Source organism: Rubellimicrobium aerolatum, from assembly GCF_017872975.1.
Taxonomy (GTDB): Bacteria; Pseudomonadota; Alphaproteobacteria; order Rhodobacterales; family Rhodobacteraceae; genus Rubellimicrobium; species Rubellimicrobium aerolatum.
Genome location: NZ_JAGGJP010000010.1, coordinates 74,548 through 89,182, shown reverse-complemented (window position 1 = coordinate 89,182; position 14,635 = coordinate 74,548). Strand labels below are relative to the sequence as shown.

Sequence of the window (14,635 nt, the reverse complement as noted above, 5' to 3'; positions counted from 1 at the left end):
CGTATCTGCGGAGGATGGACGACAGGCCGCCCGCCTTCGCGGGTTGGGCCGCGATCAGCAAGGATGCAGCATGGCCCTCAAGTTGAACATCATCATCGGCTCCACGCGGCCCGGCCGGGTCGGCCCGGTCCTTGGCCAGTGGCTCAAGGAGGCGGCCAGCGCGCATGGCAAGTTCGAGGTCGAGCTGGTGGACCTCGCCGCCTTCGGGCTGCCGCTGCTCGACGAGGCCGCGCATCCGATGATGCAGGCCTATGAGCACGAGCACACGAAGGCCTGGAGCCGGAGCGTCGGGTCGGCCGATGCCTTCCTGTTCCTGACGCCCGAATACGACTCCTTCCCGCCCGCTGCGCTGGTGAACGCGGTGCAGGTGCTCCTCAAGGAGTGGGCGCAGAAGCCCGCCGGGGTGGTCAGCTACGGCTTCGTCTCGGGGGGCTTGAGGGGCGCGCAGGTGCTCCGCCAGCTCCTCGCCAACGTGAACCTCCATGCGCTGCCGCAGGTCGTGCCGGTGCCGTTCTTCCCGAACCACGTCGAGGACGGGGCGTTCCGGCCGAACGAGCAGATGCAGGCCGGCTTGCAGGGCCTTCTGGACGAGCTGCACAAGCTGGCCGTGGCGCTGAAGCCGCTCCGCTCCGAGGCGGCGGTTCAGGACAAGGCGGCGTAGGGCCCTCATTCCTCGGCCTCCGGTCCGCGCCGCTTCCACTTGGCGCGGGCCGCGCCCTGCGAGGTCGCCTTGCCGAAGGTCCGGTCGCGGGCGTGGCGCTGGTGCAGCGCCTCGGTGTGGGCGCGGTCCTCGCGTTCGAGCTTCTGGAAGCGGCGAAGGCGGTCGGGGTCGAGGGTGCCCGCCGCGATGGCGGCCTGGATGGCGCAGCCGGGTTCGCGGTCGTGGGAGCAGTCGCGGAAGCGGCAGTTGGACGCGAGGTCCACGAGGTCGGAGAAGACCTCCCCCACCCCCTCGGCGGCGTCCACGAGGCCCAGTTCCCGGATACCGGGGGTGTCGATCAGGCAGCCGCCGGCGAGCGTCCGGCGGAGCGCGCGGGCGGTGGTGGTGTGGCGGCCCTTGGCGTCGTCGGCGCGGATGTCCTGCGTCGCCGCCTGGACGCCGGTCAGCGCGTTCTGGATCGTGGTCTTGCCGACGCCCGAGGAGCCCACCAGCGCCAGCGTCCGGCCTTCGGAGACCCAGGGGGTCAGGCGCTCCACGACCTCCTCGGGGTGCTTGGCGTTCAGCGCGAGCGCCACGACGAGGGGCGAGAGGGCGCGGGCCTGCTCCAGATACGGCTCGGGGTCGGCCTTGTCGGCCTTGGTCAGGATCACCAGCGGCGCGCAGCCGGCCTGGGCGGCGACGGAGAGGTAGCGTTCCAGCCGCGCCGGGTTGAAGTCGGCGTTGCAGGAGGTGACGACGCCCAGCGTGTCCACGTTCGACGCGATGAGCTGGCGGCGCGAGGTGTCGCCGGCGTTGCGGCGGACCAGCTCGGTCCGGGGGGCGAGGCGGCGCGTGACGGTGGTGCCGTCGTGGAGCACCCAGTCGCCGACGGCGGTGCTGCCGGTGCCCTGGGGGACCAGCAGGCGCAGGGGGCCGGTGGCGCCCAAGGCCAGGATATGGCTGCGCTCCACGCCGGTGATGCGCGCGGGGGTGCAGGCCTTGCCGGGTTCGACCTGGGAGGCGAAATGAGGGGTCCAGCCGAGGCTGGAAAGGAGGAGATCGGTCACTGGAGGATGGCCCCGGAACGAAGGAAGGGGATCGCGCGAGGAGAGGCGCGACGGCTTCGTGGCGGGCGGGAGCCTATGGGCGGCGTCCGGCCCGGAGGGCGGCGGCAATGTCCATGCGGGGCCTCCCTGGTCCAGGGGTGACGGGTGAGAGGCTGAACACGACCCAAGCGGGGCTCGTTGCGGCTGCTTCCTTCCGGACCTGACCGGGTTGGCGAGGCGCTTGCCCGCGCCAACCTCTCGGGGGTGCATATAGGCGCACGGAACCGGCCGCGCAAGCGGGGCGGTCAGACCGGGAGCGCGGTCGTCTGCCGGACGGTGCGGAGCGCGAAGCTGCTCTGAATCCCCTGCACGCCGGGGATCGTGGCGAGGGAGCGGCGGTGAATCCGCGCGAAGTCCTCGGTGTCCAGCGCCGCCACCTTGAGCAGGAAATCCGCCGAGCCGGACATGAGGTGACATTCCAGCACCTCGGGGATGCGGGCCACCGCCTTCTCGAAGGCGTCGAGCACCTCGTCCGCCTGACCGGCGAGCGTCACCTCCACGAACACGGTCGTCGTGCGGCCGAGCCTCTTGGGGTCGAGGAGCGCCACATAGCCCTTGATGTAGCCCTCCTCCTCCAGCCGCTGCACGCGCCGGTGACTGGCCGAGGGGGACAGGCCCACCCGTTCCGAGAGGTCCTGATTGGAGATGCGGCCCTGCTTTTGCAGCACCTCCAGGATGCGGCGGTCGATGGGGTCGAGGGGCATGGCGCAAGAACCTTTGGTCCGAGGGGAACCCGGCGGGAGTTTCTGCGTCGGGGCCCCGGTTGGCAAGGCGATCTTGCCACCCGCTTGCATCCGCCCCGCGCGAGGATCGCGGGAAAGCGGTCCCCCGAGAGGGCCGCGCAACACAGGAGGTTCCCCCATGCTCATCGGCTGCCCCAAGGAGATCAAGCCGCAGGAGTTCCGCGTCGGGCTCACGCCCCATGCCGCGCGCGAGGCCGTGGCGCACGGGCATGAGGTCGTGGTGGAGCGCGGGGCCGGTGTCGGCTCGGGCTTCGCGGATGCCGACTACGTGGCGGCCGGGGCGCGGGTCGTGGACGGCGCGGAGGAGGTCTTTGCCACCGCCGAGCTGATCGTGAAGGTCAAGGAGCCGCAGGCCGCCGAACGCAGGCGGCTGCGCGAGGGGCAGGTGCTGTTCACCTACCTCCACCTCGCGCCCGACCCGGAGCAGGCCCGCGACCTGATGGAGTCGGGGGCGACCTGCATCGCCTACGAGACGGTGACGGACGCGCGGGGCGGGCTGCCGCTCCTCGCGCCCATGTCGGAGGTCGCGGGGCGGCTCGCGCCGCAGGTCGGGGCCTGGACGTTGCAGAAGGCCAATGGCGGGCGCGGCGTGCTGCTGGGCGGCATCCCCGGCGTGCGGCCGGCGCGCGTGGTCATCGTCGGCGGCGGCGTCGTGGGGACGGCCGCGGCGCGCGTCGCGGTGGGCATGGGGGCGAACGTCACCGTGCTCGACCGGTCGCTGGCCCGGCTGAGCTATCTGGACGACATCTTCATGGGGCGGCTCACCACCCAGTATTCGAGCGGGGGCGCGCTGGCCGAGCTGCTGCCCACGGCCGATCTGGTCATCGGCGCGGTGCTGATCCCCGGCGCGCAAGCGCCCAAGCTGGTCCGCCGGGCGGACCTCGGCACCATGCTGCCGGGCGCGGCCATCGTGGACGTGGCCATCGACCAGGGGGGCTGCTTCGAGACCTCGCGCGCGACCACGCACGAGGACCCCATCTACGAGGTCGATGGGGTCCTGCACTACTGCGTCGCCAACATGCCGGGCGCGGTCGCACGGACCTCGACCCTCGGCCTCGGGAACGCCACGCTGCCGTTCCTGCTGGCGCTGGCCGACAAGGGGTGGAGCGGGGCATTGGCCGCCGACCCGCATCTGCGGGGCGGGCTCAACGTCCATGCGGGGCGAATCGCCCACCGGGCGGTCGCCGAGGCGCTGGGGCTGCCGCTGGCGGAGGTCGCCCTCGCGGCCTGACGCCCTGAGGCGGTCGGCCCCCATGAGGAAGTGGAGGATCGCCATCTCCTCGACCTCCTCGCGCGTGGCTTCGGCGAGGTTGGGGCCGAGCCGGGCGAGGGCCGTCGCGTGGACGGCGACGATGCGGTCGTGCAGGGCCAGCACCTCGGGGGTGGCGGGGTGGAGGCGGGCCCAGAAGGCGCGCAGCCGCCCAGCGAAGGACGGGTCGGCGAAGGACGGGTCGGAACCGGGCGCGGGGCGCGGGTGGGCGGTCGGCTGAACGTAGTCGGCGGTGGGCATGGCGGTCCTCCTTTCCTGGGCGGCGCGATTCGTGGGCGTCGCGAGAAGGATGCCAGAGCGGGGTTAACGGTCTCCGACAGCAACGAACGGTGGTGTTGCGCGATTCGTGACCATGCCGTTAACCCCTGCCGCCACGCGGGGCCCGTTCAGCCCAGGCTCGTGGGGGAGGCTGCGTCGGTGGGCGGGACGGTGCTGCGGCCCGAGGCGAGGAGGTTGCGGATGTCGGTGAGCAACTCCTCCTGCGTGGGGCCCTTGGGGGCGCCGGGCACCTCCTCGCCCTTGCGGGCGGCGGTGTCCTTGATGCGGTTGACCGCCTTGACCAGCAGGAACACCACGAAGGCGATGATGAGGAAGTTGATGATCGCCGTGACGAAGGCCCCGTAGGCGAACACCGCCGCGCCGCTGTCGCGGGCGGTCTGGAGGCCGGCGTTGGCGGGCACCTCTCCCGACATGACCCAGTAGAGGTTGGAGAAGTCCACGCCGCCGATGATGAGGCCGATGATCGGGTTGATGATGTCGGCCACGAGGCTGGAGACGATGGCCGTGAAGGCCGCGCCGATGATGATCCCCACGGCGAGGTCCATCACGTTGCCCTTGGCGATGAAGTCGCGGAACTCTCGGATCATGGGCTTTCCTCCTTGGATTGCTGACGCTGCGGAAAGTGTGCGGAAGACCTGTTCGCTTTTCCACGGTTTTCTTGGCCGGCGCGCTGCATTAGCCCGGAGGGCGCGACATTGACGCACGCAAGGAGCGCCCCCATGGCCGACCTGTCCGCCTTTCCGATCACCGCCAAGTGGCCCGTCTCGGACCCGACCAGGATCCAGTTGTTCAGCTACCCGACGCCCAACGGGCAGAAGGTGTCCTGCCTGCTGGAGGAGACGGGGCTGCCCTACGAGGCGCACCGGGTGACGCTGGCGGACGCCGACGTGCGGTCGCCCGAGTTCCTGTCGCTGAGCCCCAACAACAAGATCCCGGCGATCATCGACCCCGACGGGCCGGGCGGCGCGCCGCTGGGGCTGTTCGAGAGCGGGGCGATCCTGATCTATCTGGCCGAGAAGGCGGGGATGTTCCTGGGGGCCACGGCGGCCGACCGGGCGCGGGTGATCCAGTGGGTCATGTGGCAGATGGGGGGCCTGGGGCCGATGCTGGGGCAGATGGGCTACTTCGTGAAGTTCGCGGGCAAGGACATCGAGGACCCGCGTCCGCGCGAGCGGTTCGTGGGGGAGGCCCGGCGGTTGCTGGGCGTGCTCGACGGGGCGCTGGAGGGGCGCGAGTGGGTCGCGGGCGACTATTCGATCGCCGACATGGCGATCGGGCCGTGGCTCGGGACGCTCGACTTCTACGGGGCGAAGCCGCTGGTGGGCTGGGACGACCTGCGGAACGTGCCGGGGTATGTGGACCGGTTCTTCGAGCGGCCGGCGGCGCAGGCGGCGCGGAACATCCCGCCGCGCTGAACCTGTTGGCCGGGGCTCTTGCGGTGAGTGCGGGAGCCTCCGGCGGGGATATTTGGGGCAGGGAAAGGGGGCGGGGGTCCGGGACGGGCGTAGGGCGGGGTTCACCCCGCCATGCTCCGCCTTGAACCCGCGCGCCGTTGGCCGCCGGCGCGTGGCGGGGTGAACCCCGCCCTACGGGGCTGGACCGAGCCCCCCTCCTCAGGTCCGCAGGGTCGCGCCGGTGGCCTTGGACACCTTGTCGATGATCTTCGCGCTGGTCTGCTCGATCTCGGCGTCGGTGAGGGTCGCCGTCTTCGGCTGGAGGCGGACGGTGAGGGCGAGGGACTTCTGGCCCTCGGGGAGGGTGCCGCCCTGGAAGGCGTCGAAGACCCGGACCTCGGCGATGAGGGCCTTGTCGGCGCCTTGCGCGGCCTGGACGAGGGCCTGCGATTCCGTGCGGGCGTCCACGACGAAGGCGAAGTCGCGCTCGACCGCCTGGAGGTCGCTGGTCTCCAGGCGCGGGCGGGCGCGGGTGGTGGACCGGGGCTGCGGGATGGCGTCGGGCCAGAGGGTGAAGGCCACGGCGGGGCCCTTGACGTCGAGGGCCTTGAGGATGCGGGGGTGGATCTCGCCGAACTCGGCCACGACGGTCTTGGGGCCCAAGGTGAGGACGCCGTGGCGGCCGGGGTGCCACCAGGGGGCGCCGTCGCGGCGGAGTTGCAGCTTTTGGGGCGCGTTCAGGGTGGCGAGGAGGGCATCGAGGTCGGCCTTGGCGTCGAACGCGTCCTGCGCGCGGGCGGGGGCGTGGACGCCCTTGGACTGGGCGCGGCCGATCAGGAGGCCGGTGACCTCGGCGCGCTGCTGGCCGGGCTCGCCGCCGGTGAAGGACTCGCTGGCCTCGAAGAGGGCGAGGTCCTGGAACCCGCGCGCCTGGTTGCGGGCGGCGGCGCGGAGGAGGCCGGGGAGGAGCGAGGGGCGGAGGTCGGACAGGTCCGAGGCGATGGGGTTGCCGATGCGGCGCGCGTCGTCGCCGCCGCCGAACAGGGTGGCGGCGGGGCGGTCGATGAAGGCGTAGGTCACGCATTCGTTGTAGCCGAGCGACGCCATGGTGCGCCTAGCGCGGTTCAGGCGGGCTTGGGCGGGGGTCAGGACGGGCCGGGGGATCGCCGGGCTGGCGAGGGGGACGCCTTGCAGGCGGGTGAGGGAGGCGACGCGGGCGACCTCCTCCACGATGTCGGCGTCGCCCTGGATGTCGGGGCGCCAGGAGGGGACGTGGGCGCGGTCGGATTCCACGCGGAAGCCGAGGTCTTCGAGGATGCGGCGCTGGTCGTCGGCGGGGAGGTCGAGGCCGACGAGGGATTTCAGGCGGTCGGGGTCGAAGCGGTAGGCTCGCGCGGTGTCGGGGACGGTGCCGGCGGTGGCGCGGTGGGACGGCTCGCCCCCGGCGTGGTGCAGGATCATCGCCACGGCGCGGTCGAGGCCCTCCTCGGCGAAGGCGGGGTCCACGCCGCGCTCGAACCGGTAGCGGGCGTCGGAGGTGATCTTCTGGGCGCGGCCGGTGGCGGCGACGCGGATCGGGTCCCAGAGGGCGGATTCGACGAGGACGTTGGTCGTCGCGTCGGTGACGCCCGTGGGCTCGCCGCCCATGATGCCGGCGAGGCTTTGGGGGCCGGTGGCGTCGGCGATGACCATCTGGCCGGGGGTCAGCGTGTAGGTCTTGCCGTCGAGGGCTTGCAGCGTCTCGCCGTCGCGGGCGGGGCGGACGGTGAGGTTTCCGGCGAGGCGGTCGGCGTCGAAGACGTGCAGGGGGCGGTTCAGGTCGAAGGTGAAGAAGTTCGTCACGTCCACCAGCAGGCTGATCGGGCGCAGGCCGATGGCGCGGAGGCGGGCCTGGAGCCAGTCGGGCGAGGGGCCGTTGCGGACGCCCCGGATCAGGCGGGTGGCGAACAGGGGGCAGCCGCCGTCGAGCGACGGGTCGAGGGTGACGGGCGGCGTGTCGAAGGTGCCTTGGACGGTGATCTCGGGGAGGGGCTTGAGGGTGCCGAGGCCACGGGCGGCGAGGTCGCGGGCGATGCCCCGGAGGCCGAGCGCGTCGGGGCGGTTGGGGGTGATCTTGATCTCGATGACGGGATCGACTCGGGCGGGGTCGTGCGTGGCCAGCCAGTCGGCGAAGGACTGGCCGACCTCGCCCGAGGGGAGCTCGATGATGCCGTTGTGCTCGTCGGACAGCTCCAGCTCGCGCTCGGAGGCCATCATGCCGAAGCTTTCGACGCCCCGGATCGTGCCGACGCCGATGGTGGTGTCGATGCCGGGGACGTAGGTGCCGGGGGAGGCCAGGACGACGGTGATGCCGGCGCGGGCGTTGGGGGCGCCGCAGACGATCTGTTGGATGCCCTGGGCCGTCTCCACCCGGCAGACGCGGAGCTTGTCGGCGTTGGGGTGGGGCTGGGCGTCGAGGACCTTGGCGATGGTGAAGGGTTTGAGGGCCGAGGCCGGGTCGCGGATGGATTCGACCTCCAGGCCGAGGTCGGTCAGGGCGGAGGCCAACTCGGGGACCGTGGCCGTGGTGTCGAGGTGGTCGCGGAGCCAGGAGAGGGTGAGCTTCATCGGACGGGCCTTCGTGTCGGGTCGGGGTGGAGTAGCGCGCGAGGTGGAGGCCGTCTAGTTCGTGATACGTATTAGACCGGACCCGTGGGGGGCGGGGGCTCCTCGCGATGCTCGGAGGGGCCGCGCACCGGGGGTCGGAGACGGTGCGTGAACCTCGGCGTTCTGGGAAATCACGCATTCCATGGGGGAAAAATCCGTAGGGCGGGCTTCAGCCCGCCAGTGGCGCGACGTGGCGGGCTGAAGCCCGCCCTACAGCCTCGCGGCGAGCGTTTCGGGATCGCCCTCGACGTGGACGGTCTTAAGGCGGGCGGTGTCGCCGGAGAGCAGGGTGACGGCGGATTTCGGGACGCCGAGGTGGCGCGCGAGGAGCGCGAGGACGGCGGCGTTGGCGCGGCCGCCCTCGGGGGCGGCGCGGGTGCGGAGGCGCAGGACGGTGGTGCCGTCGGCGAGGGTCTCGGGGCCGTCGATGCGGTCGTGGGCGGCGTTCGGGGTGACGCGGAGGCGGAGGCGCAGGCCGGTGGGGGTGGGGGTGAGCATGGGGGGCCCGTAGGGTGGGTGGTTCTCCGCTGCAAGCGGAGGTTCACCCAACGTCAGGAGTGACCGGTCGGTGAAGCCGACGGCGGGCGGGCGGAACCACCCACCCTACGGATTGCTGGTGGGTCGGGCGGGCTTCAGCCCGCCAGCGGCGCGACGTGGCGGGCTGAAGCCCGCCCTACGTAGGGTGCGTGGTTCTCCGCAGAATGCGGAGGTTCACGCACCGGGGGCGGCGGATGGTGCGTGAACCCGCCCGAAGGCGGGCGGAACCACGCACCCTACGGCGTCGGGGAGGGTGTAGGGTGCGCTTCAGCGCACCATGCAGGGCGGCGGGACAGTGGTGCGCTGAAGCGCACCCTACGGTTGCTTTTATATACTAGATCGTAACTTCCTGCCATAATTTCGCAAAACCGCAACCGGATTCCATGAAACAGTATCATCCATCTCCTGTTTCATCGACCTAAGTAGCTCCACACGAATATCCCAGACCTTTGAAATCGCCGCTTTGCGAAGCTCCATATCATCCAAATTTTTCCTGACCTGCCTATCTTGCTCCAGAAGTTGACCTATAAATTTAGCAACTTTCATTTCGAAATCGTGAGAGCAAATTAGACTGATCTCGCCAAAGACAGATCGTATCTTATCCATTTCTTCACTATCAGCGAGCTGGCCTTTGCGGATCACCCGAACTACATTGTGAAGCTGGCCTTGAAGCTGACGGAATAAATCTCTCTTTTCTTTTCTCAGGATGAAAAGGTGCTCAACATGCTTCTGCCAAGGGTAGATACCTACAGCAACAATTAGAGCTGCGATAACAGCCCCATTCACCCAGTCACCCATCCTTCACACCCCACCCGCCAGCGTCGGCACCTCCAGCGCCCCGAACCCGTAGTGCCGGAGCCACCGCAGGTCGCTCTCGAAGAACGCGCGCAGATCCGGGATGCCGTATTTCAGCATCGCCAGCCGGTCGATGCCCATGCCGAAGGCGAAGCCCTGCCACTCGGTCGGGTCGATGCCGCCGGCGGTCAGGACCTTGGGGTGGACCATGCCGCTGCCGAGGATTTCGAGCCAGGAGTCGCCCTCGCCCAGCTTGAGCGTCCCGCCCTCCCAGGAGCAGCGGATGTCCACCTCGGCGGAGGGCTCGGTGAAGGGGAAGTGCGAGGCGCGGAAGCGGAGGTCCACGGTGGGCACCTCGAAGAAGGCCTTGAGGAACTCCTCCAGCGTCCATTTCAGGTTCGCCATGGTGATGGCGCGGTCGATGGCGAGGCCCTCGACCTGGTGGAACATCGGGGAATGGGTCTGGTCGTAGTCGGCGCGGAAGACGCGGCCGGGGCAGATGACGCGGAGGGGGGCGCCCTGACCCATCATGGCGCGGATCTGGACGGGGGAGGTGTGGGTGCGAAGGACATGGGGCGGGCGGTTGTCGCCCTCGCTCCGGGCCATGTAGAAGGTGTCGTGCTCCTGCCTTGCGGGATGCTCGGGCGCGATGTTGAGGGCGTCGAAGTTGTGCCAGTCGTCCTCGACCTGCGGACCCTCGGCCACGGCGTAGCCGAGGGCGGCGAAGATCTGGGTCACCTCGTCGGTGACCTGGGTGATCGGGTGGATGGTCCCGGCGCGGCGCGGGCGGGGCGGGAGCGACACGTCCAGCCATTCGGCGCGGAGCCGTTCGTCGAGCGCGGCGTCCTGGAGGGCGGCCTTCCTGGCGGCGACGGCGGCGGCGACCTCGTCGCGGAGGGCGTTGAGGGCGGGGGCGGTGGCCATGCGCTGGTCGGGGGGCATGGTGCCCAGCTCGCGCATCCGCAGCGCGATCTCGCCCTTCTTGCCGAGGGCGGCGAGGCGCACCTCCTCCAGGGCGGCTTCGTCGGAAGCGGAGGCGACGGCCCCCAGATACTTGTCGCGCAGTTCGTCCATGTCGCACCCCCTGGCCTCGCGGTCGGTTACCGCCCGCGCGGGGGCGGTGCAAGCGCCCGGGGCGCGGCGCCTGTTCGATGGGCGGTCGCCTGCGGCGCGGGCGGCGCGGGGCGCGGGTCCGGCCGGCTGGGGCGTTGACGCAACGGAATGACGGAGGCTGTGAAGCCGTCACGGAAGCGGGAGCTTGATTTGTAAAAATGGAGCCTTAAGCCCATCTTAACGACTCAAGGTTGAATCGGTGGCTGGACGGGACTCTGGGGGTCCCCATGGCCGAGGAGGACCGATGATGATGACGGGTCATCTGCTTGTCGCTGTGGCAAGCGGGATCGGCTCTGCCGCCCTTTCCCTGGCGGTGGGTCAGTCGATCTGGATGGCATTCCTGCTGTATGTCGCGGGCGGGAACCTGGGGCTCTTGTGCAGCGTGGTAGCGAGCCTGGCCTGGCCGCCGGCGCGGCGATCCGCGATGCGGGTCCTGGCCCATGTCTCGGAGCGTCCGGTGCCCTGAGAGGGGCGGGGCGGGCCGAGCAGGGGCTTGCGGGGGCGGCCGGTTGCCCGGAGCGGCAGGTCGCGGACGGCGCGCGCCGGCCCTGGGCGGATCGGTTCGTCTCGCGGCCGGGGCGGGGCGGCCCAGCGGCTCGCCGCCTGCAGGGAAGCGCCCGAATGGAGGAGCCCGCGTGGTGCGGCGTCGGCGCGGTTCCCCGGAACGCGAACGGGCGCCGGTGGTCCGGCGCCCGTGCGGGTCGTGAGGTCGCGAACGGCTCAGGCCGTGGCGGCGGGGAGCGCGGCGCGGGCCTTGTCGGCGATGGACGCGAAGGCCTCGGGCTCATGCACGGCGAGGTCGGCGAGGACCTTGCGGTCCACCTCGATCCCGGCGAGCGACAGGCCGTTGATGAAGCGCGAATAGGTCAGCGCCGGGTCGAAGGCGCGCACGGCGGCGTTGATCCGCTGGATCCACAGCGCGCGGAAGTCGCGCTTGCGGTTGCGGCGGTCGCGGGTGGCATACTGGTTGGCCTTGTCCACGGCCTGCCGGGCGACCTTGAAGGTGCGCGAGCGGTGGTCGTAGTAGCCCTTCGCCTGGTCGAGGACCTTCTTGTGGCGACGGTGGGTGACGGGGCCGGTCTTGGTGCGGGACATCTCTCAGCCTCCTCTCAGCGCGCGTAGGGCATGTACTTGCGGACGATGTTCGCGTCCTGCTCGGAGAGGATCGTGGTCCCCCGGGCTTGACGGATGAACTTGTTGCTCCGCTTGATCATGCCGTGGCGCTTGCCGGTCTGGCCGGCGACGATGAGGCCGGAAGCGGTCACCTTGAAGCGCTTCTTGGCGCTCGACTTGGTCTTCATCTTGGGCATTTTCGGGCTCCTGTGGTGAGCGTGGCGCGCAGGGAGGCAATGCCGCTTGGCCATCCGCGCGGGGTCGGAGCGCGCCCTATACGGGGGCGCGCGGCGTCGGGCAAGCCCCTATTCGGGCTCGCCCTCGAAGATCAGCCGCTCCTGGCAGGGGGCGACGCGGAGGATGTTGGTGGAGCCCGGCGTGTTGAAGGGCACGCCGGCGGTGACGACGATGCGGTCCGAGGTCTCGGCGTAGCCCTGCCCGACGGCGGCGTGGATGGCGGCCAGCACCGCCATCTTGAAGCGGTCCACCGGGTCGGAGACCACGCAGTCCACCCCCCAGGTGAGCGACAGCCGCCGGGCCGTCCCCTCGATGGAGGTGAGCGCAATGATCGGCACGCGGGGGCGTTCGCGCGCGACGAGGAGCGCGGTGGTGCCCGATTCGGAGAAGCAGGCGATGGCCTTGACGTCGGTGGCCTCGGCGATCTCGCGCGCGGCGGCCACGATGCCGTCGGCGACGGTGCGGCGGTCCACCATGCGGGACGCCTCGATGATCTGGATGTAGGTCGGGTCGGATTCGATCTCGCGGGCGACATCGTCCATGGTGCGGACGGCCTCCACGGGATACCGGCCGCTGGCCGATTCGGCCGAGAGCATGATCGCGTCCGCGCCCTCGTAGATGGCGTGGGCCACGTCCGACACCTCGGCCCGCGTCGGCACGGGCGATTCGATCATGGATTCGAGCATCTGCGTCGCCACGATCACCGGCTTGGCGGCGCGGCGGCACTTGCGGATGAGCTGCTTCTGGATGGGCGGGACGGCCTGGACGGGAAGCTCCACGCCGAGGTCGCCGCGCGCCACCATGATGCCGTCCGAGGCGGCCAGGATCTCGTCGAAGGCCTTCACGGCGGCGGGCTTCTCGATCTTGGACAGGACGGCGGCGCGGCCGCGCGCGAGGGCGCGGGCCTCCTCCACGTCGGCGGCGCGCTGCACGAAGGAGAGCGCGAGCCAGTCCACGCCCAGCTCGCAGACGAATTCGAGGTCGCGGCGGTCCTTTTCGGACAGGGCGGCGAGGGGGAGCACCACGTCGGGGACGTTGACGCCCTTGCGGTTGGAGATCGTCCCGCCCACCGTCACCGTGCAGTCGGCGAAGTCGGGGCCGCAGTCCACCACGTGCAGGCGGATCTTGCCGTCGTTGACGAGGAGCGAGGAGCCGCGTTCGAGGGCCGCGAAGATCTCGCGGTGGGGGAGCTGGACGCGGGAGGCGTCGCCGGGGGTCGGGTCGAGGTCGAGCCGGAAGGTCGCCCCCTCCTGGAGGTCGAAGGCGCCGTCGCCGCCGAACACGCCGACGCGCAGCTTGGGGCCCTGGAGGTCGGCGAGGATGCCGATGGGCTGGTTCGATTCGGCCTCGATCTCGCGGATGATGCGGTGGCGCTCGGCCACGTCCTCGTGGGTGCCGTGGCTCATGTTGAGGCGGAACACGTCGGCCCCGGCCTGGTGGAGCGCGCGGATCATCTCCTTGGAGGAGGAGGCGGGGCCCAGGGTGGCCACGATCTTGACCTTGCGGTGGCGTCTCATGCGGTTCTCCCGGCGGTGGGCGGACTGGTAGCGCTAACGGCGCGGCCGTGTTCGGGGCGCTGTATGGCGCGATTCCCTTCGCGCCACAACTGGCCTATGGGACTGGGGCATGACACCGCCCCTGCCCGCCCTCGCCCATCCCGCTTACGAAATCATGAACCCCGAGGCCCCCGGCCCCTGGGTCGTGACCTGCGACCATGCGTCCAACGCGGTGCCGGACTGGGTGGCGGGGGGCGACCTGGGGCTGCCGGCCTGGGACATGGCGCGGCACATCGCCTACGACGTGGGCGCGGCGGGGCTGACGCGCGCGCTGGCGCGGCACCTGGGGAGCCCGGCGATCCTCGCGCGGTTCTCGCGCCTAGTGATCGACCCGAACCGGGGCGAGGACGACCCGACGCTGCTGATGCGGCTGTATGACGGGTCGGTGATCCCGGCGAACCGGCGGCTGTCGCCGGGGGACGTGGCGGCGCGGCTGGACCGGCTGTATCGGCCCTATCATGCGGCGCTGGAGGCGCTGGCGCGCGGGCGGGGCCATGAGCGGGGGCGGCCGGCGATCCTGGCGATCCACAGCTTCACGCCGCAACTGAAGGGGCGGCCGCCCCGGCCCTGGCAGGTGGGGGTGCTGCATTCGCACCTCGACCAGCGGCTCGCGCGGCCGCTGCTGGAGCGGCTGGGGCGCGAGGCCGACCTGTGCGTGGGCGACAACGAGCCGTATTCCGGCCACCTGCCCGGCGACAGCATCGACCGCCACGCGCTGAAGCACGGGCGGCTGAACGCGCTGGTCGAGGTCCGCAACGACCTGATCGGGACGCCCGAGGACCAGGAGGCCTGGGCCGCGCGGCTGGCCCCGATCCTGGCGGCGGCGCTGGACGAGGCGACGGCGCGGCCCACGTCCCGGCCGGAGGCCTGGAGGACCGCCCATGGATGACCGCACCCGCACCGAGATCGAGGCCGCCGCGTTCCGCGCCTTGCGCGCGCATCTGCTGGAGGCGCGGCCCGAGGTGCAGAACATCGACCTGATGACCCTGGCGGGGTTCTGCCGCAACTGCCTGAGCCGCTGGATGGGCGAGGCGGCGGCGGAGCGGGGGGTGACGCTCTCGAAGGAGGAGGCGCGGGAGCTGTTCTACGGGATGCCCTACGCCGCCTGGGTGGCGGCCCACCAGACCGAGGCGGACGGGGCCAAGCAGGCGGCCTTCCGCGAGGCCTTCGCGGCGAACGTGGCGCCCAAGGGCGGCTGAGCGGGCC

At 71.1% G+C, this 14,635-nt stretch carries 16 protein-coding genes and 1 other RNA gene; 6 read left to right on the top strand and 11 right to left on the bottom strand.

Going from position 1 to position 14,635, the window contains the following annotated elements; all coding sequences use genetic code 11:
- Positions 1-70 precede the first annotated feature (70 nt).
- Positions 71-661: an NADPH-dependent FMN reductase gene (locus J2Z33_RS12250; protein ID WP_209841445.1), complete on the top strand. Its 591-nt coding sequence runs from the start codon at positions 71-73 to the stop codon at positions 659-661.
- A 5-nt stretch (positions 662-666) separates the two neighbouring features.
- On the opposite strand, the gene rsgA is transcribed toward J2Z33_RS12250, so the two are convergent.
- From rsgA to J2Z33_RS12235, 3 genes are all read right to left on the bottom strand, one after another.
- Positions 667-1,707, bottom strand: coding sequence for a ribosome small subunit-dependent GTPase A (gene rsgA / locus J2Z33_RS12245; protein ID WP_209841443.1), 1,041 nt, complete (start codon positions 1,705-1,707; stop codon positions 667-669).
- 142 nt (positions 1,708-1,849) lie between these two features.
- Positions 1,850-1,947, bottom strand: an RNA gene (gene ffs / locus J2Z33_RS12240) — signal recognition particle sRNA small type.
- 44 nt (positions 1,948-1,991) lie between these two features.
- Entirely contained in the window at positions 1,992-2,450 is a 459-nt protein-coding gene (locus J2Z33_RS12235) for an Lrp/AsnC family transcriptional regulator (protein ID WP_209841441.1), read from the bottom strand.
- Between the two features lie 157 nt (positions 2,451-2,607).
- On the opposite strand from J2Z33_RS12235, the gene ald reads away from it, so the two are divergent.
- Positions 2,608-3,720: an alanine dehydrogenase gene (gene ald, locus J2Z33_RS12230; protein WP_209841439.1), complete on the top strand. Its 1,113-nt coding sequence runs from the start codon at positions 2,608-2,610 to the stop codon at positions 3,718-3,720.
- A gap of 425 nt (positions 3,721-4,145) precedes the next feature.
- Here ald and mscL read toward each other — a convergent pair whose 3' ends face one another.
- Positions 4,146-4,625: a large conductance mechanosensitive channel protein MscL gene (gene mscL, locus J2Z33_RS12225; protein WP_209841437.1), complete on the bottom strand. Its 480-nt coding sequence runs from the start codon at positions 4,623-4,625 to the stop codon at positions 4,146-4,148.
- Positions 4,626-4,757: 132 nt separating this feature from the next.
- Here mscL and J2Z33_RS12220 point away from each other — a divergent pair, with 132 nt between their 5' ends.
- The gene (locus J2Z33_RS12220) at positions 4,758-5,453 is read left to right on the top strand and encodes a glutathione S-transferase family protein (protein ID WP_209841435.1); all 696 of its coding nucleotides are present in this window, start codon (positions 4,758-4,760) and stop codon (positions 5,451-5,453) included.
- Positions 5,454-5,651: 198 nt separating this feature from the next.
- Here J2Z33_RS12220 and pheT read toward each other — a convergent pair whose 3' ends face one another.
- The 4 genes from pheT to pheS all read right to left on the bottom strand — a co-directional run bounded on the left by pheT (position 5,652) and on the right by pheS (position 10,484).
- On the bottom strand, positions 5,652-8,039 hold the full coding sequence (gene pheT, locus J2Z33_RS12215) for a phenylalanine--tRNA ligase subunit beta (RefSeq protein WP_209841433.1): 2,388 nt from the start codon (positions 8,037-8,039) through the stop codon (positions 5,652-5,654).
- 249 nt (positions 8,040-8,288) lie between these two features.
- Positions 8,289-8,576 (bottom strand): DUF167 family protein, encoded by a 288-nt coding sequence (locus tag J2Z33_RS12210; protein WP_209841431.1) that lies wholly within the window; start codon positions 8,574-8,576, stop codon positions 8,289-8,291.
- 366 nt (positions 8,577-8,942) lie between these two features.
- Positions 8,943-9,413 carry a hypothetical protein gene (locus tag J2Z33_RS12205; protein WP_209841429.1) on the bottom strand — a complete coding sequence of 157 codons (471 nt, stop codon included), beginning with the start codon at positions 9,411-9,413 and terminating at the stop codon, positions 8,943-8,945.
- 3 nt (positions 9,414-9,416) lie between these two features.
- A complete protein-coding gene (gene pheS / locus J2Z33_RS12200) occupies positions 9,417-10,484 on the bottom strand; it encodes a phenylalanine--tRNA ligase subunit alpha (RefSeq protein WP_209841427.1) in 1,068 nt (355 codons plus the stop codon).
- 283 nt (positions 10,485-10,767) lie between these two features.
- Between pheS and J2Z33_RS12195 the strand changes: the two genes are divergently transcribed.
- The gene (locus J2Z33_RS12195; protein WP_209841425.1) at positions 10,768-10,989 is read left to right on the top strand and encodes a hypothetical protein; all 222 of its coding nucleotides are present in this window, start codon (positions 10,768-10,770) and stop codon (positions 10,987-10,989) included.
- Between the two features lie 254 nt (positions 10,990-11,243).
- Here J2Z33_RS12195 and rplT read toward each other — a convergent pair whose 3' ends face one another.
- From rplT to pyk, 3 genes are all read right to left on the bottom strand, one after another.
- A complete protein-coding gene (gene rplT / locus J2Z33_RS12190) occupies positions 11,244-11,618 on the bottom strand; it encodes a 50S ribosomal protein L20 (protein ID WP_209841423.1) in 375 nt (124 codons plus the stop codon).
- A 14-nt stretch (positions 11,619-11,632) separates the two neighbouring features.
- Positions 11,633-11,833: a 50S ribosomal protein L35 gene (gene rpmI / locus J2Z33_RS12185; protein WP_209841421.1), complete on the bottom strand. Its 201-nt coding sequence runs from the start codon at positions 11,831-11,833 to the stop codon at positions 11,633-11,635.
- Positions 11,834-11,941: 108 nt separating this feature from the next.
- Positions 11,942-13,390, bottom strand: coding sequence for a pyruvate kinase (pyk, locus tag J2Z33_RS12180; RefSeq protein WP_209841420.1), 1,449 nt, complete (start codon positions 13,388-13,390; stop codon positions 11,942-11,944).
- A 109-nt stretch (positions 13,391-13,499) separates the two neighbouring features.
- Here pyk and J2Z33_RS12175 point away from each other — a divergent pair, with 109 nt between their 5' ends.
- Positions 13,500-14,318, top strand: a complete 819-nt coding sequence (locus tag J2Z33_RS12175; RefSeq protein WP_209841417.1) for an N-formylglutamate amidohydrolase — start codon at positions 13,500-13,502, stop codon at positions 14,316-14,318.
- Entirely contained in the window at positions 14,311-14,628 is a 318-nt protein-coding gene (locus tag J2Z33_RS12170; RefSeq protein ID WP_209841414.1) for a DUF1244 domain-containing protein, read from the top strand. The genes J2Z33_RS12175 and J2Z33_RS12170 overlap by 8 nt, the downstream gene beginning before the upstream one ends.
- Positions 14,629-14,635 lie beyond the last annotated feature (7 nt).